At 71.4% G+C, this 22,037-nt stretch carries 16 protein-coding genes; 10 read left to right on the top strand and 6 right to left on the bottom strand.

Annotated elements, in window-relative coordinates:
• Positions 1-110: 110 nt before the first annotated feature.
• Positions 111-1,562, top strand: coding sequence for an amino acid permease (locus ACF088_RS24015; RefSeq protein ID WP_392377970.1), 1,452 nt, complete (start codon positions 111-113; stop codon positions 1,560-1,562).
• Between the two features lie 94 nt (positions 1,563-1,656).
• On the opposite strand, the gene ACF088_RS24010 is transcribed toward ACF088_RS24015, so the two are convergent.
• The 3 genes from ACF088_RS24010 to ACF088_RS24000 all read right to left on the bottom strand — a co-directional run bounded on the left by ACF088_RS24010 (position 1,657) and on the right by ACF088_RS24000 (position 5,274).
• Positions 1,657-2,163 carry a DinB family protein gene (locus ACF088_RS24010; RefSeq protein WP_392377829.1) on the bottom strand — a complete coding sequence of 169 codons (507 nt, stop codon included), beginning with the start codon at positions 2,161-2,163 and terminating at the stop codon, positions 1,657-1,659.
• Between the two features lie 371 nt (positions 2,164-2,534).
• Positions 2,535-2,726, bottom strand: a complete 192-nt coding sequence (locus ACF088_RS24005; protein ID WP_392377828.1) for a hypothetical protein — start codon at positions 2,724-2,726, stop codon at positions 2,535-2,537.
• A gap of 121 nt (positions 2,727-2,847) precedes the next feature.
• Complete coding sequence (locus tag ACF088_RS24000) at positions 2,848-5,274, bottom strand: SpoIIE family protein phosphatase (RefSeq protein ID WP_392377827.1); 2,427 nt, start codon at positions 5,272-5,274, stop codon at positions 2,848-2,850.
• A gap of 151 nt (positions 5,275-5,425) precedes the next feature.
• Between ACF088_RS24000 and ACF088_RS23995 the strand changes: the two genes are divergently transcribed.
• Positions 5,426-6,205, top strand: coding sequence for a VOC family protein (locus tag ACF088_RS23995; RefSeq protein ID WP_361132897.1), 780 nt, complete (start codon positions 5,426-5,428; stop codon positions 6,203-6,205).
• Positions 6,206-6,373: 168 nt separating this feature from the next.
• Here ACF088_RS23995 and ACF088_RS23990 read toward each other — a convergent pair whose 3' ends face one another.
• Positions 6,374-8,026 (bottom strand): S1 family peptidase, encoded by a 1,653-nt coding sequence (locus ACF088_RS23990; RefSeq protein WP_392377826.1) that lies wholly within the window; start codon positions 8,024-8,026, stop codon positions 6,374-6,376.
• Positions 8,027-8,515: 489 nt separating this feature from the next.
• Here ACF088_RS23990 and tdh point away from each other — a divergent pair, with 489 nt between their 5' ends.
• The 3 genes from tdh to ACF088_RS23975 all read left to right on the top strand — a co-directional run bounded on the left by tdh (position 8,516) and on the right by ACF088_RS23975 (position 11,800).
• A complete protein-coding gene (gene tdh, locus ACF088_RS23985; RefSeq protein WP_392377825.1) occupies positions 8,516-9,544 on the top strand; it encodes an L-threonine 3-dehydrogenase in 1,029 nt (342 codons plus the stop codon).
• A gap of 79 nt (positions 9,545-9,623) precedes the next feature.
• Entirely contained in the window at positions 9,624-10,856 is a 1,233-nt protein-coding gene (locus ACF088_RS23980; RefSeq protein ID WP_392377824.1) for a glycine C-acetyltransferase, read from the top strand.
• Positions 10,857-10,891: 35 nt separating this feature from the next.
• Entirely contained in the window at positions 10,892-11,800 is a 909-nt protein-coding gene (locus ACF088_RS23975) for a LysR family transcriptional regulator (protein ID WP_392377823.1), read from the top strand.
• A 12-nt stretch (positions 11,801-11,812) separates the two neighbouring features.
• Here ACF088_RS23975 and ACF088_RS23970 read toward each other — a convergent pair whose 3' ends face one another.
• A complete protein-coding gene (locus ACF088_RS23970; RefSeq protein WP_392377822.1) occupies positions 11,813-12,259 on the bottom strand; it encodes a PaaI family thioesterase in 447 nt (148 codons plus the stop codon).
• A 176-nt stretch (positions 12,260-12,435) separates the two neighbouring features.
• On the opposite strand from ACF088_RS23970, the gene ACF088_RS23965 reads away from it, so the two are divergent.
• Positions 12,436-13,797 (top strand): chloride channel protein, encoded by a 1,362-nt coding sequence (locus ACF088_RS23965; protein WP_392377821.1) that lies wholly within the window; start codon positions 12,436-12,438, stop codon positions 13,795-13,797.
• Positions 13,798-13,805: 8 nt separating this feature from the next.
• On the opposite strand, the gene ACF088_RS23960 is transcribed toward ACF088_RS23965, so the two are convergent.
• A complete protein-coding gene (locus ACF088_RS23960; RefSeq protein ID WP_392377820.1) occupies positions 13,806-14,834 on the bottom strand; it encodes a PHP domain-containing protein in 1,029 nt (342 codons plus the stop codon).
• A 757-nt stretch (positions 14,835-15,591) separates the two neighbouring features.
• Here ACF088_RS23960 and ACF088_RS23955 point away from each other — a divergent pair.
• The 4 genes from ACF088_RS23955 (at position 15,592) to ACF088_RS23940 (ending at position 21,979) form a co-directional block, all read left to right on the top strand.
• Positions 15,592-15,819, top strand: a complete 228-nt coding sequence (locus ACF088_RS23955) for a type A2 lantipeptide (protein ID WP_129292702.1) — start codon at positions 15,592-15,594, stop codon at positions 15,817-15,819.
• A 175-nt stretch (positions 15,820-15,994) separates the two neighbouring features.
• A complete protein-coding gene (locus ACF088_RS23950) occupies positions 15,995-16,801 on the top strand; it encodes an HlyD family efflux transporter periplasmic adaptor subunit (RefSeq protein ID WP_392377819.1) in 807 nt (268 codons plus the stop codon).
• Entirely contained in the window at positions 16,798-19,083 is a 2,286-nt protein-coding gene (locus ACF088_RS23945) for an NHLP family bacteriocin export ABC transporter peptidase/permease/ATPase subunit (RefSeq protein WP_392377818.1), read from the top strand. The genes ACF088_RS23950 and ACF088_RS23945 overlap by 4 nt, the downstream gene beginning before the upstream one ends.
• A 10-nt stretch (positions 19,084-19,093) precedes the next feature.
• Complete coding sequence (locus ACF088_RS23940; RefSeq protein ID WP_392377969.1) at positions 19,094-21,979, top strand: NHLP bacteriocin export ABC transporter permease/ATPase subunit; 2,886 nt, start codon at positions 19,094-19,096, stop codon at positions 21,977-21,979.
• The last annotated feature ends 58 nt before the right edge of the window (positions 21,980-22,037 follow it).

Genomic DNA, 22,037 nt, shown 5'->3' with positions numbered 1-22,037 from the left:
GGTTCCCCAGAAAGGTTGCGGTTGTGTCCGAGCGTACGTCCTCAGATCGCTCGAAAACCCCCCACACGGCAGACCCCGGCACGCTCGACGATGACGCCACGCTCCATGCCATGGGCTATCCGCGGAAACTCACCCGCAGATTCCGCGCGTTCGACAATTTCGCTATTTCCTTCACCATCATCAACATCATCTCCGGGATCTTCTCCTCCTTCGGCTTCGGTATGAACGCCGGTGGCCCGAGGATTCTGATCTTCGGCTGGGTCGGCGTATCGGTCATGGTGCTCTTCGTCGGTGCCGCGATGGGCGAGATCGCCTCCGCCTACCCGACCAGCGGCGCGCTCTACTTCTCGGCCGGCAAGCTGGCCAAGCGGCACCAGGGCGCCTGGTCCTGGTACACGGGCTGGCTGAACTTCGTGGGCCAGGTCGGTGGCACCGCCGCCACCAACTTTGCCGCCGCCACCTTCATCCAGGCGTTCGTCTCCATGCAATGGCCGTCCTACGAGCCGACACCACAGCAGACGGTCGGCATCACCGCGGCCATCCTTCTCGTCCAGGCGCTGGCCAACACCTATACGGTGCGGCTGGTTGCCGTGGTGAACCGTATTTCCGTGTGGTGGCTGCTGATCGGCATGGTGGTGATCGTCGGTGCGCTGACCCTGATACCCGACCGGCACCAACCGCCTTCGTTCGCACTGCACTTCGCCAACAACACCGGCTTCACCCATGCCCTCTACGGCGGAATGCTGGGCCTGCTCGTCACCAGTTGGACCTTCACCGGGTTCGACGGCAGTTTCCACATGTCTGAAGAAACAGTGAAGGCCACGGTCAACGCCCCCAGGGGCATCATGCGGGCGATCAGTTACTCCGCGATCACCGGACTGATCCTCATGCTCGCCCTGGTGTATGCGATCCGTGACTACGGTCATGCCGCGAGTGCCGAGGCGCCGCCGGTACAGATTCTCGTCGACGCGCTGGGCCAAAGCACGGCGCAGTTCCTGCTGTTGATCGTTATCGGCGCCATGCTCTTCTGCGGTCTCGCCAACATGACCAGCAATACCCGGCAGATCTTTGCCTTCTCCCGGGACGGGGCGATGCCCGGTTCCCGTTGGTGGCATTCGGTGTCCGCGCGCACCCGTACCCCCGTCAAGGCCGTCTGGCTCGCCGCGGCCTGCCCCCTGGTGCTGGTGCTGCCCGGCTGGTGGTCCCACACCGCCTTCACCGCCGTGGTGAGCGTCAATGTCGTCGGCCTGTTCCTCGCCTATGCCGTGCCCATCTTCCTGCGGCTGCGGCTCGACGACTTCCAGGCCGGGCCGTGGAACCTGGGCCGCTACGGCAAGCCCGTCGCGGCGGTCGCCGTGGTCTGGATCCTGATCAGCAATGTGCTGTTCATGCTGCCCCAGGCGTCCCCGATCACCCCGGCTTCGTTCAACTACGCCCCCATCGCACTGGCGGTGGTACTGGTCATCGCCACCGTCTGGTGGTTCGCCACCGCCCGACGGCGCTTCCAGGGGCCCGTCAGCTACGGCCGTCCCGACGAGGTGGCCGCGATGGACCTGATCTAGTCGGGGCGACGACACCCCTGGAACGTCTCTTGCTCGGGGCGGGCTCGTGGCGGGCCCACGCGCCGCCACCGGAATCCGGTGGCCGTGGGCTCCCTCATGGGCCGACCGTGCCGTCGATGGCCTCGCGGAGGAAGTCCGCATGGCCGTTGTGACGGGCGTATTCATGGATCAGGTGCAGCATCACCAGGCGCAGGGAGACATGTTCACCCCAACGGGGCTGATAGCCCGTGACATCGAGCGATGCCGCCTCCTGTTCGATGCGACGGGCGTGTGCCACCTCGGTCTGCCAGGCGTCGAACGCCTCCGCGCGGGTGGCCGTGGTCGCGTCGTACGCCACCTGGAAGTCGCCCTCGGCCGACCAGACGAGCGGAATGTCCTCGCCGCCGATCACCCGGCGGAACCAGGTGCGCTCCACCTCTGCCATGTGCCGCACCAGGCCGAGCAGGGAGAGCGTGGACGGCGGGCTCGCCTGGCGCCTGAGGTCCTCGTCGGAGAGGCCGTCGGTCTTCATGGCGAGCGTGGCGCGGTGGAAGTCGAGGTAGGACCGCAGGGTCTCCCGCTCGCCCGCGCGTACGGGCGGCGAGATGCGTTCGGTGGTCACGGTGGATTCCTTTCCGCGGCGAGTCCCCGAGGACTCGGCGGGTGGGCGGGCCGGCAGGCTGAGCGATGTCACAGGCGGCCGCGGTCGAGGGGATCTTCCCGAGCGCCGGGGGCCGCCGCAAGCGGTTTACCGGAAGGCGCGGTGGCAGGTGCGGTGGCAGAGGGCCGCGGCGCAGCTCGTATCAGCGTGGAACGCCGCACGGCGGAGGGCTGGTTACGGCGGCAGCGGTCACGGGGGCGGTGACGGTCACGGGGCGGTGGTGGCTTACGGGCATGCCAACGGTCCGCCCGTCCGCGGCCGTGCGACTGCGCACACGGGCCGGTGGGACGGGCCGACCTCCCTGCCCGGCCCGTTCGCTCAGTCGGCGGCCGTCACGGCAGATACCGCTCGATGGCGCCGGGCCCCTCCTCGGCCATCAGGCGCCTGGCCCATTCCAGGCTCGACGGGGTGGGTTCGCGCCCGGACGCCTTCACCAGATCCTCCGGGTCGTAGGGCCGCTCGCTACCGGTGTACAGCTCGACCGGGTGCCGCTCGGCCGACTTGTCACTGCCATTGGACGTCACAGGTCCTCCTCTGTCCGCGCCCGCCGGGTCGCCGGGACCTCGCTTGGTTCCATCATGGGACCGCCTCCGAACACCCGCACGCCATGCGCGGGGCCGATCCGTGCCGGACCTCTTCGGCCGGTCAGCCGGCCGGGCGCGGGGCCCCGGGATACTGCGGCGGAAACGCCTGTTCCGTCCAGATCGTCTTGCCGTACGGCGTGTAGCGCGTGCCCCAGCGCTGCACCAGTTGCGCGACGATGAAAAGCCCCCGCCCGCCCTCGTCGTCGCTGGCGCTGTGCCGCAGATGGGGCGAGGTGTGGCCGGTGTCCGACACCTCGGTCAGCAGGGTCCGGTCGCGCAGCAGCCGCAGGTGCAGCGGCCCCGCCGCATGCCGTACGGCGTTGGTGACCAGCTCGCTGACCACGAGTTCCGTCGTGTAGGACAGCTCCTCCAGGCCCCACTCCCGCAGCTGTCCGGTGGCCCGCTCACGGGCCTTGCCCACCGCGGCCGGCTCGGCAGGCAGCTCCCAGGCCGCCACCTGCCGGGCGTCCAGCTCACGGGTGCGCACCAGCAGCAGGGCCGAGTCGTCGACGGCCGGCCCGTCGGGCAGCAGCTCCGCCAGCGTGTGAATACACAGCTCGTCCAGCGGCCGGCGGTGATCGCTCAGCACCCGGCCCAGGATGGCCAGCCCCTCGTCGACGTCCCGGTCGCGGGCCTCGACCAGCCCGTTCGTGAACAGCGCGATCAGGCTGCCGACCGGCAGCTCGATCTCCAGGGATTCGAACGGCAGGCCCCCGAGGCCCAGTGGCGGGCCGGCCGGCAGGTCCGGGAAGTACAGACCGCCCTCCGCATCGACGACGGCCGGCGGCAGATGACCGGCCCGCGCCATGGTGCACCGCCGCGACACCGGGTCGTAGACGGCGTAGAGGCAGGTCACGCCGGTGGCCACATCGTCCGGGCCGGCGTCCGTGCCGACCGTGGCGGCCTGCTCCTCCGAGGTCTGTCCCACCAGGTCGTCCAGCCGGCTCAGCAGTTCGTCGGGGGACAGGTCCAGCCGGGCCAGGGCGCGTACGGTCGTCCGCAGCCGCCCCATGGTCACCGCCGCCTGGAGACCGTGGCCGACCACGTCCCCGACGACGAGGCCGACCCGGGTGCCCGACAGACCGATGACGTCGAACCAGTCGCCGCCGACTCCGGTCCGCTCGTCGCTCGGCAGGTAGCGGTAGGCCAGATCGACGGCGGACTGGGCCGGCAGGTGCTGCGGCAGCAGATTGCGCTGCAGGGTCAGCGCGGCGGTGTGCTCCCGGGTGAAGCGGCGGGCGTTGTCCAGGCACACCGCCGTCCGGATGACCAGCTCGTCGGCGAGCTCGATCTCCCCGTTGTCGAAGACCGACGGGGCGGCGCGGAGGAAGGTGACCAGTCCCATCAGGGCGCCGCCGGCCCGCAGGGGCACGACCATGGTGCCCTCCTCGCGCACCGTGCCACCGGAGGACAGGCTGCGGTACTGCAGCGAGTCGGGCGGGTACTCGACGCGGTGCGGGCCCTGCAGCGGACCGTCCGGTGTGTGATCGGCGGTGCGGGTGGCCACCCGCACCAGGGTCGGCAGGGTGCCGTCGACGGCCTCCGGCTCCCCGCCGTTCAGCACGGACCGCAGCAGGTCGACGATGATCATGGAGGCGAAAGCCGGCACCGCCACCTTGGTGATCTCCCGCGCGGTGACGGTCATATCGAGCGTGGTGCCGATCCGGGCGCCGGCGTCCACCAGCAGGTTCAGCCGGCGCTGCGCCTGGTAACGGCCGCTGATGTCGAAGGCGTCCTCGCACACCCCGAGCACCCGGCCCTGGGCGTCCTCCAGCCGGTAGTAGGAGCAGGACCAGACGTGATCCGACCCCGGGTCGGAGGGCTGCTGGCCGACGAAGTGCAGATCGAGGACGGGTTCGCCGGTGTCGAGGACCTGGCGCATCACCGCCTCGAGGGTGCGCGGGTACCCCTCGGTCACAAACTCGCCGTCCGGGTACAGCTCATCGGCCCGGGCGCCGAGGAACTCCTCCACCGGCAGTCCGATCTCCCGGGTGTACGCGCCGTTCGCCCAGGTCAGCCGCAGTTCGGTGTCGTAGATCCCCAAGCCCACCGGCGACTGGGTGGCGAGACCGTGCAACATCGCCTGACGGGACTCCCACATCCGGTCCTCGTCCAGCTCGGCCGCCACCAGGACACGGGCCGGCTGCGCACCGGCGGTCCCGGCCACCTCGGTGAGGTCGGTGAGGTCGGTGAGGGGGCAGCTCGTGACGGCCATCCGCAGCATCCGGCCGTCACGGTGCAGCAGTGTGTGCGCCTGGCTGCCGCTCGGTGAGGCCTCGGGCGCCGGTGCGGCCGGTGCCGAGCCGGCCGGCACCAGCATCTCCACAGGGCGCCCGATGACCTCCTCCGGCGGGTACCCGAGGAGTCGCTGGGCCGCCGGGCTCCACCCGATGATCCGGTCCTGGGCATCCAGGACCGCTGTGGCCGCCCTGGTGACGTCGAGGGGACCACGGAAATCGGCGCTCTCCGCCCCGTTCCATGCGTTCATGGCATCAACCCAGCCCGGTTCAGTACCTACAGCATCGAGCCTGATCAAGAGCGGCACAACTGCGCTGCCGCCGGGGGACGCGCCCTTGGTGCGGCCCTGCCCCGTCGCTGGCAGAGTGGGAAGGGGCGCTGAGCAACAGGAGGCAGATGTCATGTCGGCCCATGGCCCGGCCACTCCGGTACGTGGCGCTCCGTGCTGGGTCAGTCTGATGGCGCGCGATCTGGAATCCGCGCAGGATTTCTACTCCGCCGTCCTGGGCTGGCGGTTCCGCCCGGCCAGCCTGGGCGAGGAGTTCTCCGTCGCGGTGGCCGACGGGCAGCCGGTCGCCGGCATCGGTGCCCTCGCCCAGAGCTTTCAGGTCGCCGTGGCCTGGACCTCCTACTTCGCGGTGGAGAACGCCGACGACACCGCGGACCGGATCCGCGAGCGCGGGGCGACCGTAGCCGTCGGCCCGCTCAAGCTCGGCCCCGGACGCGCCGCCCTCGCCGCCGACCCCGACGGCGCCACCTTCGGCTTCTGGGAAGGCCAGACCCTGGCATGGTCGGTTGGACGGGGCGCCGCACCCGCCCTGCTCGAACTGCGCACCCGGGACGGTTTCGCGGCCGCCATCTTCTATGCGGAGGTCTTCGGCTGGGCCTCCGGGGAGCCGGGCGGCTGCGATGTGACCTACGAACACGACCAGGTCCTCGTCCGGGACGGTCAGCACACCGTCGCCACCCTGCGGGGCGGTGCCGTGGAGTCGGCCCCGGATCCGCGGGTGCGCCCCCGCTGGCACGTCCATTTCCCGGTCCGCGAGATCGAGAAGGTGACGGCCGCCGCGGTGGCCGCCGGCGGCACCGTCACCCCCGTGACGCCGACCCCGGACGGCAAGGGCCAACAGGCCGTCATCCGTGACCCCGACGGCGGTCTCTTCACCGTCGTCTCTTATTGAGGCCTGTTCCGGCCTGGGGCCTGTTGCGGCCTGGGGCCTGTTCCGGCCTGGGGCCTGTTGCGGCTTGAGGCCGGTTCCGGTCTGAGCTCCCGTACGCAACGGCCCCGCCCTCCTGCGCAGTTGCAGGGGACGGGGCCGATGGCACAGAGGGATCCAGGGGATCAGGGGTCAGTTCAGCCCGTCACCGCTGCCGCCGGCTCCCGGGTCCTGGGCACCAGTACCGGGGTCCTGGGCACCGGTACCGGGGTCCTGGGCACCCGTACCGGGGTCCTGGGCACCGGCATCCCCGGCTCCGGCGCTTCCGGCACCGGCGTCTCCCGCGCCCGCGCTTCCGGCACCGGCATCCCCGGCTCCGGCGCCACCCGCTGCTGCGTCACCGCCGCCTGCTGCTGCGTCACCGCCGCCTGCTGCTGCGTCACCGCCGCCTGCCGCTGCGTCACCGCCGCCTGCTGCCGCGTCACCGCCGCCCGCGCCGCCGCCCCCGGCGCCGATCTCCGCTCCCGTGGCCTTGAGCGCGTCGGTGACCGGCTGGAAGAACGTCTCGCCGCCCGCGGTGCAGTCGCCGCTGCCGCCGGAGGTCAGCCCGACCGCCGAGTCGCCGGAGAACATCGAGCCGCCGCTGTCGCCGGGCTCCGCGCAGACATCCGTCTGTATGAGGCCGTTGACGATGTCCCCGTTGCCGTAGTTCACCGTCGCATCGAGGCCGGTGACGGTGCCGTCGTGCAGGCCGGTGGTGCTGCCCGAGCGCTGCACCTTCATCCCGACGGCGGCCTCCGCGGCCTTGGTGATCTCCTGGGTGCTGCCGTCCCCCTTGTCGACCGCGCTCTGTGGCTGGGCGCTCTTGTCGTCGTAGGTGACCAGCGCGAAGTCGGTCTTGGGGAACTTGGAGTCGGACACCGTGCCCAGCGGCTGGCTGCCGCCCTGGTCGGCCGTCCAGGTCTTGGAGTCGTTGCCGCAGTGACCGGCCGTCAGGAACGCCGGTGCGCCCTTGACCGTGACATTGAAACCCAGTGAGCAGCGTGCGTTGCCGCCGAAGATGGCGCTGCCACCGACCGGCCCCGCGGCCTGTCCACCACCGGCCCCACCGGCCCCACCGTCACCGCCGGCACCGCCCGCAGCCTGACCGCCGCCGCCTGCCGCGCCGGCATCGCCGCCGCCTGCCGCTCCCGCATCGCCGCCGCCTGCCGCGCCGGCATCGCCGCCGCCTGCCGCTCCCGCATCGCCGCCGCCCGCCGCTCCTGCATCGCCGGCACCGCCCGCCGCCTGCCCGCCGCCGTCGGCCGCGCCCCCCGCCGCACTCCCCGCGTCGCCGCCGTCGTACCGCTTGAACTCGCCCTGGGACCGCTTGACGGTGACCATGCCTGCGCCCATGCCACTCGTGGCCTTGTTGAGCGTGGCCATCTTTGCGCCGGTAACGGTTCTGTCGGCGAGCACCACGATCTTGTTGGTCTTCGGGTCGATCGACCACGCGGTGCCGGGCACCGAGGCGGAGTCACGCAGGGTCTTCGCACCGGCCTTCAGCGCGGTCATGCTGTTGTGCACGACCTTGGCGACGGCGCCCTTGGCCGTGACGCTCTTGGCGTCGTCCTCCGACAGCACGTTCATGACCAGGTGGCCGTTCGCGCTGTCCAGGTACCAGCCGGCGCCCTTGTCCCCCAGGTTCGCCTTCAGGGACGCCGCCAGCTGTGTGGCCGAATGGGCGCTGAGCGTCTTCGGGGCCGCCGGCTGGTCCGTGCTCGCGTTGGCGTTGGGGAGCAGGATCGCTGCGGCCGCGATCGCCGCCGCGGCGGCGCCGACCATGACGCCGGTCCGCTTGTTCACATGTCGGTGGCTCAATTCACTGACCTCCAGGGACGCACAGGAACGGGGCACACGGGCGAGGGCGGTGCGTCGCGTCAGCACCCGTGTGTTGCTGCCACTCAGTCCTACGTAGCCCCGTGCATCCGGGTCTCACGGCCACTCAAGCTGTGATGAATTCCGACGCTTGCGGTGGCGAACGTTTACACTCCCGCGCCCGCCGCGCCACCCCGGGAACCTTCCGGGCGACCGGCCCTGGCACCTCGCACGGACCACCGGCACCGTCCCTGAGCTGCGCGTCCATCGGCGCTGCCGGCCTCGCGCGGTGCGTGACCGCCCTCACGTCCGGGGCCGTGCGCCCCGGTTCCCATGGGGGCGTAAAGGGCAACTGTGACCGTGCTTAAGAAATCCTCGATGGACCCGGCGGCCGCCGTAAGGAAGATTTCCTGACGAAGATCGGGCGGCCGAGGACGGGCCCCCGGCAGGTCACACTCACGTACGGGAGCCGTTGCGGTGAAGGCACTGGTCAAGCAGAAAGCGGAGCCGGGTCTCTGGCTCATGGACGTGCCGGAACCGGCCGTCGGCCCGGGCGATGTCCTGATCAAGGTGCTGCGCACCGGCATCTGTGGCACCGATCTGCACATCCGCGCCTGGGACGGCTGGGCCCAGCAGTCTATCGGCACCCCGCTGACGATCGGTCATGAATTCGTCGGTGAGGTGGTGGCGACCGGCCGGGATGTGGGAGAGGTCAAGACCGGCGATCTGGTCAGCGGCGAGGGCCATCTCGTCTGCGGCAAATGCCGCAACTGTCTGGCCGGTCGCCGCCATCTGTGCCGCGCCACCGTCGGTCTCGGCGTCGGCCGGGACGGCGCGTTCGCCGAGTGCGTGGCGCTGCCCGCCACCAATGTGTGGGTGCACCGCGTCCCCGTCGACCTCGATATCGCCGCCGTCTTCGACCCCTTCGGCAATGCCGTGCACACCGCGCTGTCGTTCCCGCTGGTCGGCGAGGACGTACTGATCACCGGTGCCGGGCCGATCGGCATCATGGCCGCGGCCGTCGCCCGGCATGCCGGGGCCCGCAATGTCATGATCACGGACGTCAGCGAGGCGCGCCTCGAACTGGCCCGCAAGGTCGGTGTCAGCCTCGCCCTCAATGTCGCCGGGACGACCATCGCCGAGGGCCAGCGCGCACTCGGCCTGCGCGAGGGCTTCGACATCGGACTGGAGATGTCCGGCCGGCCCGAGGCGATGCAGGACATGATCGCCAACATGACGCACGGCGGCCGGATCGCCGTCCTCGGCCTGCCCGCCGAACAGTTCCCCGTGGACTGGTCCCGGATCGTCACCTCCATGATCACCATCAAGGGCATCTACGGCCGGGAGATGTTCGAGACGTGGTACGCGATGTCCGTGCTGCTCGAAGGCGGCCTCGACCTCGCGCCGGTGATCACCGGCCGCTACCCGTACCAGGACTTCGACGCCGCCTTCGACGACGCCGCCAGCGGCCGGAGCGGCAAGATCATCCTCGACTGGACCGTCTGAATTTCCGGCTCGGCCGCCCGACGGTGCGCACCCCTTCGACCCATGCGCCCGCTTCCCCCAACTCTTGGAGACATCCCTGATGTTCGACTCCGTACGCGATGAACTGCGCGGCACCCTCGACGAGATCCGCGCCGCCGGCCTGCACAAGCCCGAGCGCGTCATCGGCACCCCGCAGTCCGCCACCGTCGCGGTCACCGCAATGGGGTCTCCCCTGCTCGAGCGAAGCCGAGAGCTTGGGGAAGGCAACCCCGTCGAGGTCCTCAACTTCTGCGCCAACAACTACCTCGGCCTCGCCGACCACCCCGAGGTCGTCGCGGCCGCCCATGAAGCGCTCGACCGCTGGGGCTACGGCCTCGCCTCGGTCCGCTTCATCTGCGGCACCCAGGAGGTCCACAAGGAGCTGGAACAGCGGATTTCCGGCTTCCTCGGCCAGGAGGACACGATCCTCTACTCCTCCTGCTTCGACGCCAACGGCGGTGTCTTCGAGACCCTGCTCGGCCCGGACGACGCGGTCATCTCCGACGCCCTCAACCACGCCTCCATCATCGACGGCATCCGCCTGTGCAAGGCCCGCCGCTTCCGCTACGCCAACCGCGACATGGCCGATCTGGAACGCCAGTTGAAGGAGGCCGGCAGCGCCGGCCGCAAGCTCGTCGTCACCGACGGTGTGTTCTCCATGGACGGCTATGTGGCCCCGCTGCGCGAGATCTGCGACCTGGCCGACCGCTACGGCGCCATGGTGATGGTCGACGACTCGCACGCAGTCGGCTTCGTCGGCCCCGGCGGCCGCGGCACCCCCGAGCTCCATGACGTCATGGACCGCGTCGACATCATCACCGGCACCCTCGGGAAGGCCCTCGGCGGCGCCTCCGGCGGCTATGTCGCGGCCCGCGCCGAGATCGTCGCGCTGCTGCGCCAGCGCTCGCGCCCGTATCTCTTCTCCAACTCGCTCGCCCCGGTGATCGCCGCCGCCTCGCTGAAGGTGCTCGACCTGCTGGAGTCGGCCGGCGACCTGCGAGAGCAGCTGCAGGCCAACACCGCGCTGTTCCGCTCGCGGATGACCGAGGAGGGCTTCGACGTCCTGCCCGGCGACCATGCCATCGCCCCCGTCATGATCGGCGACGCGTCCGAGGCGGCCCGGATGGCGGAGCTGCTCCTGGAACGCGGCGTCTACGTCATCGGCTTCTCCTACCCCGTGGTCCCGCAGGGCCAGGCGCGGATCCGCGTACAGCTGTCCGCCGCCCACTCCACCGCGGACGTCCACCGCGCGGTCGACGCCTTCGTCGACGCGCGGTCCGCGCTGGGCGGCTGACGCCGCTCACCGGCGGGGCCTGAGAAACTGGGAGCATGATCGAAGCACGACGGCTGCACATCCTCCGTGCGGTGGCCGACCACCGTACGGTCACCGCCGCGGCCGCCGCGCTCTATCTCACGCCCTCGGCGGTCTCCCAGCAGCTGGCCGCCCTGGAAGCGGAGACCGGCCACCGTCTGGTGGAGCGCAGTGCCCGCGGCGTACGGCTGACCGCCGCGGGCGACATCCTGCTCGCCCACGCCAATGCCGTCCTCGCCCAGCTGGAGCGCGCCGAGTCCGAGCTCGCCGCCTATGGCTCGGGGGAGGCCGGCACGGTCACCGTCGCGGCCTTCGCCACCGGCATCGGCCTGGTCGTCGCGCCCGCGCTCACCGCGCTCACCCGCACCGCGCCCGGCATCCGGGTCCGTGTCCAGGACGCCGAGGGCGACGCCAGCCTGCTCATGGTCCTGGACCGGCAGGTCGATGTGGCGGTCGCCGTCGAATACCGGGGCGCGCCCCGCGCCGACGACCCGCGGCTGACCCGGGTCCCGCTCTACGCCGAGCCGTTCGACGCGGTGCTGCCGCCCGGCCACCGGCTGGCCGACGTGGCGCAGGTCGCCCTGGCCGATCTCGCCGACGACCCCTGGATCGGCCCCTACCCCGGCAACCCCTGCCATGACGTGGTCGTCCTGGCCTGCGAATACGCCGGTTTCGAGCCCCGGCTGGAGCACTCCTCCGACGACTTCCGGGCCGTCGTCGCCCTCGCCTCGGCCGCCGCGGGGGTGGCCCTCGTCCCCCGCTCGGCCCTGCGCGACATGGACCTCACGGGGGTGGTGGTCCGCCCCGTCGACGATGTCGCCCCCACCCGCCGGGTCTTCGCCGCCGTACGCCGCGGAGCCGAGGAGCATCCGTTGCTCCGCCCGGTGCTGGCCGCCCTCCGGGAGACGGCGGCGCCGCAGGGGTGAGGGCCGGGCTCGTCAGGCCGCGCCCGGCGCCTCGTCCATGGGGATGACCCGGGCCGTGGCGGCGGCGGTGGCGATGAGCCGCTCGTCGCCGTCGGTGAGCGCGGCCTCCAGGAAGGCGATATCGCCCGCTCGGTGCACGATGCGCCCGGTGCCGATGAGTCGGCCGGGGCGGGTGGGCCGGAGGAACGAGGCCGTCAGCCCCAGGGTGGACTGGAACTGGTCGGGCCGGAGCGTGACGAGGAGAGCGGGGCCGACCGTGTCGTAGAGCATCGCGGCGAGGAAGGCCCCGAGGACGTTGCCCAGCGGGTTGGTGAAGTCCTCGGTCGCGGTGAACGCCAGCCGGATCGTGCCGTTCGCGGCGTCCGCGTCGAGGAACTCCATGCCCAAGGTGGCCGCCGCGGGAGGCAGGGGCGCACGCCCCGCCATCGCCTCCCGGAACGGCCCCGCCCCTTCGCTCATCGGACTCCTCGGCCGGCCGTCCACGACGTTCGTGTCTTCTCTCCCTACCCCGCCCGACCCCGGTACGGGCCCGGTCCACCCGAATGGCCATGTCCCCGAGGACGCGCCGGGCATGCCGGGCGGGGCCGGTCGTGGCAGGCTCGGCACGGCGGCGGCGAGGGAGGCGAGGCGAGGCGATGTCGGTCGGCTCCACCGGCCCGGGAGGCGCGGCGCCGGCTCCCGCGCCCCAGGACCCGTATGCGCTGGTGCGCACCCGCGGGTATCTCAAGCTCCTCCTGGTGGCGGCAGTGGTCGGCTTTCCGGTCTGTGCCGTCTCGTTCGGCTTCCTCGCGCTGGTCCACGAGCTGGAGCCGCTGCTCTACCAGGATCTGCCGCGGGCGCTGGGCTTCACCGGGACACCGCTGTGGTGGCCGATCCCGATGCTCGTGGTCGCCGGCCTCCTGGTCGGCCTGACCGTCCGCTACCTGCCCGGCCACGGCGGCCATGAGCCGGCCGACGGGCTGGCGCTCAGGGGCGCGCCACCGCTCTCCGCGCTTCCCGGCATCGTGCTGGCGGCGCTGGCCTCCCTCAGCTTCGGTGCGGTGGTCGGCCCCGAGGCACCGCTCATCGCCCTCGGCGGCGGACTGGGCGCGGGCGCCGCACGGCTGCTGGGCCGGGGCGTGACCGCCCAGAGCGTCGCCGCGGTGGGCGCCGCCGGCAGTTTCGCGGCGGTCAGCGCACTGCTGGGCTCCCCGCTTCTGGGGGCGTTCCTCCTGATGGAGGTGTCGGGGCTGGGCGGCCCGATGCTCGGGATGGTGCTGGTGCCGGGTCTGCTCGCGGCGGGGATCGGTGCGCTGGTCTTCACCGGGCTGGGGGCCTGGACCGGACTCGGTACGTACTCCCTCGCGCTGCACGACATCCCCAAGGCCGCCGGTCCGACGGTTGCGGAGTTCGGCTGGGCCCTGGTCATCGGCGTGGCCGCCGCGTTCCTCGCGGCCGGCGTACGGCGGCTCGCACTGTTCCTCAAGGCCCGTGTGGCCCGTCATCGCGTCCCGGCCACGATGGTGATCGGCCTGGTGGTGGGCGCGCTGGCGGTGGCGTTCGCCGGGATCACCGGCAAGCCCGCCACCGAGATGCTCTCTTCGGGCCAGTCGGCCCTGGGGTCGCTGTTCCGGGACAGCGCGGGCTATTCGGTGGCGGCGCTGCTGCTGCTCATCGTGTGCAAGGGCCTGGCGTACTGCGCCTCGCTGAGCGCCTTCCGGGGCGGGCCCATCTTCCCCGCGCTGTTCCTCGGCGCGGCGGGCGGCGTCGTACTGTCCCACCTGCCCGGCCTGTCGCTCACCCCGGCCTTTGCGATGGGCGTCGGTGCCATGAGCGTGGCGATGCTCCGGCTGCCGATGACCTCGGTGCTGCTGGCCACCCTGCTGCTGGGCAAGAGCGGCCTGACCGTGATGCCGCTGGTGATCGTCGCCGTGGTCGTCGCGTACGTCGTGGCGCTGCGGCTCACCCCGGCCACCACGGCGGACGCGTCCCCCGCGGCCGCACCGCACGCCGCCTGACGGCCCGCTCAGCGCCGCGGGGTCCGACCGGTCCGGGTCCAGGTGGCCAACTGGCGCTGTGTCCAGGTGTTGACGACCCGGTCGGCAGGTACGCCGCACTCCTCGGCACGGGCACAGCCGTAGATCTGCCAGTCCAGCTGGCCGGGCGCATGGGCATCGCTGTCGATGGCGAAGAGCGTCCCCGCCGCAAGCGCCTGGCGGAGCAGCCGGCGCGGCGGATCGAAGCGGTCGGGACGGCAGTTGATCTCGACGGCCGTACGGTGCTCGGCACAGGCCGCGAACACCTCCCCGGCGTCGAACTGCGACTCCGGCCGCAGCTTGCCGGTGATCTGCCGTCCGGTGCAGTGACCGAGCACGTCCACCAGCGGATTGCGGACCGCGGCCAGCAGCCGCCGGGTCATCGGCGCCTTGTCCATCCGCAGCTTGGAGTGCACCGAGGCGACCACCACGTCCAACCGGTCCAGCAGCTCCGGCTCCTGGTCGAGAGTGCCGTCGTCGAGGATGTCGCACTCGATCCCGGTCAGCAGCCGGAACGGTGCCAGCCGCTGGTTCACCTCCGCCACCAGCGACAGCTGCTGCCGCAGCCGCTCGGCGGTCAGCCCGCGGGCCACGGTGAGCCTGGGGGAGTGGTCGGTCAGCACACACCATGCGTGCCCGAGGTCGCGGGCGGTGCGGGCCATGGTCTCGACCGGGCTGCCGCCGTCCGACCAGTCCGAGTGCAGATGGCAGTCGCCGCGCAGCGCCCGCCGGAGCCGCTGCCCCTGTTCCCCCTCGACCAGCGGGCCGCCCTCCTCCTCCAGATGTGACAGATAGGCGGGCCGCACCCCCGCGAGCGCCTCCTCGACCACGTGGGTGGTCTTCGGGCCCAGCCCCTTGACCCGCCCCAGCGAACCGTCCAGGGCGCGCCGGTGCACCTCGTCGGGGGACAGCGCGCCGACCACCGTCGCGGCCGTACGGAACGCCTGGACGCGGTAACTCACCGCCCCCTGCCGCTCCAGCAGAAACGCGATCCGCTCCAGCGCCTCGACGGGGTCCACGGACGGCTCCTTCCCGGGGCGCCGGCCCCGCAGCGTCCTTTCACGGTGCCGTACGCGGTGGGGGGCTGCCACCGGGCCGTCGGTGCCGCTCCCGGGAATCGCCCATTACCGACGGGTCCGAAGGCGCGCCGTTATGCGGTTATGTCCGTTCTCCGGATACTGGATCCCTTTCCATGGGAATGGTGTGCCGATAGTTCCAATGATTCCGTGCCAAGCGGACAACCCGCCGCATGCCGCCCGTGAACTCCGGGCGAATCGGGCACATTTCATGCCTCTGCAACATTCGGAGCGGTCCGCCGAAGGCGCGCTCCGGAGTTTCGTGACCGTGCTGTGCTCAGGTGCCGTAAAAATTGGTGGTCTTCAAGGAATCTGCACACCGAATGCGCAGTCGGCACGCGGTCTGCCGTGAAGCATCCCCGCCCTGACCTGCGCATCAATGGTTTGGTGCGGGAATGTCCAGTTCGCCGAATGAGTGGTTACCGATGAGTTGGAAGTGAAACTGCAGAACCTGTGAAGAAGCTGCCACCAAGTCATGGATGCACGTGCACTTCCGGTAATTCAGTGGGACGTTGGGGTCCGGATCAGTGGTTCTCCGATTAGCAGCGCACCGCGCCCGCATGCTTTGATCCTTCGCACCGCGGGAGTCACACCATCGGTTCCCGATTTCGGGTACCCGACTGCCGCAGCCGCGGCCGGACCACCCCACCGGACGGTTCGGGCGCAGCTTTTTTCGAGATATTCATCGAAGGGAAACACCATGAACTCCATCCCCCAGGTTCAGACCCAGGAAATCTCCGACGCCGACCTGGACAACGTGTCCGGTGGCCTCCTCAACGGCGTGGTCGGCACCGCCACCAACACCGTTGACTCCATCGCCCCGGTCTCGGGCGCCGTGGGCACCGCCACCGGCCTGGTCGACGGCGCCACCGGCGTCAACACCTCGGGCGTCGTCGGCACCGCCACGGGCCTGGTCTCCGGTCTCTGAGTCGTTTCTGTGCCGCTGAGCGGTACAGCCGGCTTTGAACGGTGACAACGGCAGGTCGGCGCCCCCTCCTTGCCGACGTGCCGGGCCGCGTGCCCCGGATCCCTGGCTGTGCCCGGGACCGGGGCGCACGGCCGCCACCCGTCTGACAGACCATTGCAGTTGAGGGAAGAGTGTCGTGCAGTTCCGCCAACAGGCCCTTTCCAAGCTGCAGTCGCCCGAGGAAATCGATCTGCCGGTGCGCTTCGCCCGCCCCCAGGGCTGGCTCGTGCTCACCGTCACGGTCCTCTTCGTGATCGCCGCGTCCGTATGGGCGGTGACCGGCACCGTGTCGTCCACCCTCGGCGCACCCGGAATCCTCACCCACGGCCAGGGCAGCTACATCCTGCAGAGCCCCGTCGCGGGCCAGGTCACCGCCGTGCTCGCCGAAGAAGGCAAGCGGGTGGCCGCCAACACCCCCGTCCTGAAGGTCCGCACCGCCCGGGGCACCGCCGTCGTCCGCACGCTCGCCGCCGGTCGGCTGACCACGATGGTCGCCGCGATCGGCTCCGTCGTCACCACCGGCGCCGATGTCGCCTCAGTGGAGCGCGTCGCCCATGCCGGCGACCCCCTGACGGCAACGCTGTACGTCCCGGCCCAGAGCGGCGCCACCGTCCCCGTCGGCGCCGCCGTCGACCTCACCGTCCAGTCCGTGCCGAGCCAGAAGTACGGCGTACTGCGCGGGCGGGTCAAGGCCGTCGGCAGGACCGCGCAGACCCGCCAGCGGATCGGCGCCTACCTGGGCAACAGCCAGCTCGGCGAGCAGTTCTCGCAGCACGGTCAGCCCCTCGCGGTCCTGGTACAGCTCGACTCCGCCCCGCACAGCGCGTCCGGCTACGCCTGGTCGGCCTCCGGCGGCCCGCCGTACGCCCTCGATTCGATGACACCGGCCACCGGCGCCGTGCATCTGGCCGCGCAGCACCCGATCGATTGGCTGCTGCCATGACCGCCACCGACGACTCCGCGGCCCCGCAGCAGCAGCTGCCGCCTCCCGGCCGCGGCCGGCACCGTCCCGAGCCCGCGCCCGGCGCCCGCCGCACCCGCCGTGCCGCGCCCGCCCCGAAGCCCAAGAAGACGAAGACCGTACGCACCCCCACCGTCCTCCAGATGGAGGCCGTGGAGTGCGGCGCCGCCTCGCTGGCCATGGTGCTCGCCCACTTCGGGCGGCATGTACCGCTGGAGGAGCTGCGGATCGCCTGCGGCGTCTCCCGCGACGGCTCGCGCGCCAGCAATCTGCTCAAGGCCGCCCGCAGCTACGGCCTGCAGGCCAAGGGCATGCAGATGGAACCGTCCGCGCTCGCCGAGGTGCAGGCGCCGGCCATCCTGTTCTGGGAGTTCAACCACTACGTCGTCTACGACGGCGCCAGCCGCCGCTTCGGCCGCCGGGGCGTCCGCATCAACGACCCCGACAAGGGCCGCCGCTTCGTACCGACCGAGGACTTCGACACCAGCTTCACCGGTGTCGCCCTGGTCTTCGAGCCCGGCGAGGACTTCCGCAAGGGCGGCCGCAAGCCCGGCGTGCTCGGCGCCGTGCCCGCCCGGATGCGCGGCACCACCGGCACCCTGCTGGCCGCGCTGCTCGCCAGCCTGCTGCTGGTCGCCGTCGGCGCGGCGGTGCCCGCGCTGAGCCGTACGTACATCGACATGTTCCTGATCGGCAACCAGACCTCGCTGCTGGGACCGCTCTTCGCGTCGATGGCCGCGATGGTGGCGCTGACCGCCGTACTGACCGGACTGCAACAGGCGAACCTGCTGCGCGGCCGCATCATCTCCTCCACCCTGACCAGCGCCCGCTTCCTGCGCCATCTGCTCAGACTGCCGGTCACCTTCTTCGCCCAGCGGAGCCCGGCCGACCTGGTCCAGCGGCTGCAGTCCAACGACGCGGTCGCCGAAACCCTGGCGCGTGACCTCGCCGCCGCGGGCGTGGACGGGATCGTCGTGATCCTCTACGCCTTCCTGCTCTGGACCTACGACCCCCAACTGACGGTCATCGGCGTGGGGATCGCGCTGCTCAACGTCGTCGCCATGCGGATCGTGATCCGGCTGCGGGCCACCCACACCCAGAAGCTGCGCGCCGACACCGCCCGGCTGACCAACACCTCCTACACCGGTCTGCAGCTCATCGAGACGATGAAGGCCACCGGCGGGGAGAACGGCTACTTCCGGCGCTGGGCCGGACAGCACGCCACCACGCTGGAGGTGCAGCAGCGCCTCGGGGTGCCGAGCGCCGCGCTGGCCGTCGTCGCCCCCACCCTGGCGACGCTCAACAGTGCACTGATCCTGTGGATCGGCGGACTGCGGGCGGTCGAGGGCCATATCTCCATCGGTCTGCTGGTCGCCTTCCAGGCGCTGGTGACCCGCTTCACCGCACCCATCACCCGGCTCAACGGAGTGGCGGGCCGCATCCAGGACTTCGCCGCCGACGTGGCCCGTCTCAAGGACGTCGAGAGCTTCCCCGTCGACACCCTCTACTCGCGCCCCGAACCGGACGCCGACACCCGCCGCCTCAAGGGCCATGTGACGCTGGAGGACATCACCTTCGGCTACAGCCCGCTGGACAAACCGCTGCTCACCGGCTTCTCCCTGGCGGTCGGCCCCGGCCGGCAGGTCGCCCTCGTCGGCGGCTCCGGCAGCGGCAAGTCCACCGTCTCCCGGCTGATCTCCGGCCTCTACAGCCCCTGGGAAGGCACCATCCGCATCGACGGACAGCGGCTGGAGGACCTCTCGCGGAGCGCGCTGGCCGCCTCCGTTTCCTTCGTCGACCAGGACATCTTCCTCTTCGAGGGCACGGTCCGGGACAACGTGGCGCTGTGGGACCCGTCCATCCCGGATGACGCGGTCATCACCGCCCTCCAGGACGCCGCGCTCTACGACGATGTGATCGCCCGTCGCCCCGACGGCATCCACAGCCGCGTCGAACAGGACGGCCGCAACTTCTCCGGCGGCCAGCGCCAGCGGCTGGAGATCGCCCGCGCACTGGTCCGGCGACCCAGCATCCTGGTCCTCGACGAGGTCACCAGCGCCCTGGACGCACGGACCGAGCAGACCATCATGGACAACCTGCGGCGGCGCGGCTGCGCCTGCGTCGTCATCGCCCACCGGCTGAGCACGGTCCGCGACAGCGACGAGATCGTCGTCCTCGACCACGGCGTGGTCGTCGAACGCGGCCGGCACGAGGACCTGGTCGCCGCCGGGGGCCCGTACGCCGAGCTGGTCAAGGAGCACTGACGTGTCATCCATGCCCCCGCCCGCGGTCGTGGGACCGGGCGACACCGACGCGGTGACCCAGGCCCTGGGCGGCCTCGGCACGCCCGTCGACTGCACCGGGCTGCGCAGCGTTCCCCTGGAGGGCCCGCATGTGCTGTGGCTCGTCACCGGCGGATCGCTGGATCTCTTCGCGGTCGACGCCGCCGAGGAAGGGCACTGGCACTTCCTCGGCCGTCTCGAAGCAGGCACCCTTCTGCTCGGCCCGGTCGCGGGCCCGCACCACACCCTGCTCGGCCGGCCGTCCCAGGACTGCCTGCTGCGCCGTATCCCGCTGCGCGAGCTGCCCCGGTACGAGTACGGGGAGTACGGCGACACCGGGTCCATTCCGCAGTACGGCACGCAGGACGGTTACGGCCACGACGCCGCCTACGCCGGCCGGGGTGAGGCGCTCTCCGCGCTGGAACACGCCTTCGCGCTGGGCACCGCCCGCAGCCTGGGCGTGCTGTTCGAGGCACCGCTCGACGGCCGGCCCGCCGATGAGGCGGTGGCCGACGACGACATTCTGTGGATGCCGGTCCCGCCCGGCAGCGTGCAGTACGGCGCCTCTTACAGCGCGGAGGCGGCCGGCGATCTGCTGGTGGACCCCGAGCTGTGGCAGCAGATGGTCAATCAGCAATACCGGCTGCTGTCCGCCGTCGACCGCTGGATCGAGCAGCTGGAGCGCGCCCACGAGGACCGCACGGCAGCCGGCATCAAGGCGGGTGAGGACGTCCGCGAGCGGGCCGACCAGGCGCTGATCGCGTCCATCGGCCGCCAGGACCGGGGCGGACGGGGCAGCGCCGAGACGGACCGGGCCGGCGACGACGCCACCTTCGCGGTCTGCCGCACGGTCGCCGAGGCGGCCCGGATCACGCTCACCGAGCCGCCGAAGGGCGCCGCCGCCAACGACCGCATCACCCCGGTCGAAAGGATCGCGGTCAGCTCGCGGATCCGGACCCGCGCGGTCCGGCTCCAGGGCCGCTGGTGGCGGACCGACACCGGCCCCCTGGTGGGCCACCGCGCCAAGTCCGGTGCCCCCGTGGCGCTGCTGTGGCGCCGGGGCCGCTACGAGGCGGTCAACCCGGCCTCCGGGCTGCGGATGCGCATCGGCAAGGACAACGCCGACGCCTTCGAACCGCGCGCCGTGATGTTCTACCGCCCGCTGCCGGAGCGGCCCATGAGCCTGTGGCGGCTGATGCTCTTCAGCCTGCGCGGCACCCGGATGGACCTGCGGAATCTGGCCCTCGCCGGGCTGGTGACGGTGGGCCTGGGCGCCCTCGTCCCCCTCGCGACCGGCAAGGTGCTCGGGGAGTACGTCCCGAGCGCCGACAAGAGCCTGATCGTCCAGGTCTCGCTGGCCGTCATCATCACCAGCGTCGTCTCCGCCGCCTTCATGCTGCTGCAGAACCTCACCGTGCTGCGGATGGAGGGCCGGATCGAGAGCGCGCTGCAGCCGGCCGTGTGGGACCGGCTGCTGCGGCTGCCGACGAAGTTCTTCACCGAACGCTCCACCGGAGAGCTGGCCAGCGCCGCGATGGGCATCAGCGCCATCCGGCGGGTGCTGTCCGGACTCGGCCCGGTGGCCGTGCAGGCCACGACGGTCGGCGCGATGAACCTGGTGATGCTGCTCCTGTACAGCGTGCCGCTGGCGCTGGCGGCGATCGCCATGCTGCTCGTCATCGGCGCCGTGTTCCTCGCCATGGGCCTGTGGGAGCTGCGCTGGCAGCGCCGGCTGGTCAAGCTCGGCAACAAGCTCAACAACCAGGCGTTCCAGACCCTGCGCGGCCTGCCCAAGCTGCGGGTCGCCGCGGCCGAGAGCTTTGCGTACGCGGCCTGGGCCCGCGAGTTCGCCCGCTCCCGCGAACTCCAGCAGAAGGCCGGCCGGATCAAGAACCTGACCACCGTCCTCAACGCCGTCTACCTGCCGGTCTGTTCGCTCATCATGTTCATGCTGCTGGCCGGACCGGCCCGCGGCAGCATGTCGGCCGCCTCGTTCCTCACCTTCAACACCTCGGTGACCATGCTGCTGACCTCGGTCACCCAGATCACCGGCGCCTTCATCTCGGCGGCCGCCGCGATGCCGATGTTCGAGCAGATCAAGCCGGTACTGGACGAGAAGCCCGAAGTGCGCGGCGCCAGCGCCCAGCCCGGCACCCTCGCCGGCGGCATCGAGGCCAAGAAGCTGTCCTTCCGCTACACCGACGACGGCCCGCTGGTCCTCGACGAGGTCTCGCTGCGAATCCGGCCCGGCGAGTTCGTGGCCGTCGTTGGCCCCAGTGGCTGCGGCAAGTCGACCCTGCTCCGGCTGCTCATCGGCTTCGACAAGCCGACCTCGGGCCAGGTGCTCTACGACGGCCAGGACCTGACCGCTCTGGACCAGGCAGCGGTGCGCCGCCAGTGCGGGGTCGTCCTGCAGAACGCCCAGCCCCTCACCGGCTCGATCCTGGATTGCATCTGCGGCGCCGAGTCCTTCACCCAGGAAGAGGCCTGGGCGGCCGCCGAGATGGCGGGTCTGGCCGAGGACATCAAGCGGATGCCCATGGGCCTGCACACCATGATCTCCGGCGGTGGCGCCATCTCCGGCGGCCAGCGGCAGCGGCTGATGATCGCCCAGGCGCTGGTCCGCCGCCCGCGGATCCTGTTCTTCGACGAGGCCACCAGCGCCCTGGACAACGAGACCCAGCGCATCGTCATCGACAGCACCCGCAAGCTCAGCGCCAGCCGTCTGGTGATCGCCCACCGGCTGTCCACGGTCATGGACGCCGACCGCGTGATCGTCATGGCGGACGGCCGGATCGTCGAGCAGGGCGCCCCCGCCGAACTGCTCGCCGACACCGGCGGCCGGCTGCACGATCTCGTACGGCGCCAGCTGACCTGACCCGCCCCGGTGCGGTCCCCGCCGCCGCTCCGCCCGGTCGAGCCTTCCCGGAATACCG

The organism is Streptomyces sp. NPDC015125 (assembly GCF_043080045.1).
Classification (GTDB): Bacteria; Actinomycetota; Actinomycetes; order Streptomycetales; family Streptomycetaceae; genus Streptomyces.
This window is presented reverse-complemented; position numbering and strand designations above follow the sequence as displayed.

What these genes read in the sequence shown, in the direction of transcription:
- ACF088_RS24015 (WP_392377970.1), top strand. Translation starts at nt 111, where the DNA reads ATGGGCTATCCGCGGAAACTCACCCGCAGATTCCGCGCGTTCGACAAT.
- ACF088_RS23980 (WP_392377824.1), top strand. Translation starts at nt 9,624, where the DNA reads ATGTTCGACTCCGTACGCGATGAACTGCGCGGCACCCTCGACGAGATC.
- ACF088_RS23970 (WP_392377822.1), bottom strand. Translation starts at nt 12,259, where the DNA reads ATGAGCGAAGGGGCGGGGCCGTTCCGGGAGGCGATGGCGGGGCGTGCG.
- ACF088_RS23940 (WP_392377969.1), top strand. Translation starts at nt 19,094, where the DNA reads ATGCCCCCGCCCGCGGTCGTGGGACCGGGCGACACCGACGCGGTGACC.
- ACF088_RS23955 (WP_129292702.1), top strand. Translation starts at nt 15,592, where the DNA reads ATGAACTCCATCCCCCAGGTTCAGACCCAGGAAATCTCCGACGCCGAC.
- ACF088_RS23995 (WP_361132897.1), top strand. Translation starts at nt 5,426, where the DNA reads ATGTCGGCCCATGGCCCGGCCACTCCGGTACGTGGCGCTCCGTGCTGG.
- ACF088_RS24000 (WP_392377827.1), bottom strand. Translation starts at nt 5,274, where the DNA reads ATGAACGCATGGAACGGGGCGGAGAGCGCCGATTTCCGTGGTCCCCTC.
- ACF088_RS23965 (WP_392377821.1), top strand. Translation starts at nt 12,436, where the DNA reads ATGTCGGTCGGCTCCACCGGCCCGGGAGGCGCGGCGCCGGCTCCCGCG.
- ACF088_RS23945 (WP_392377818.1), top strand. Translation starts at nt 16,798, where the DNA reads ATGACCGCCACCGACGACTCCGCGGCCCCGCAGCAGCAGCTGCCGCCT.
- ACF088_RS23975 (WP_392377823.1), top strand. Translation starts at nt 10,892, where the DNA reads ATGATCGAAGCACGACGGCTGCACATCCTCCGTGCGGTGGCCGACCAC.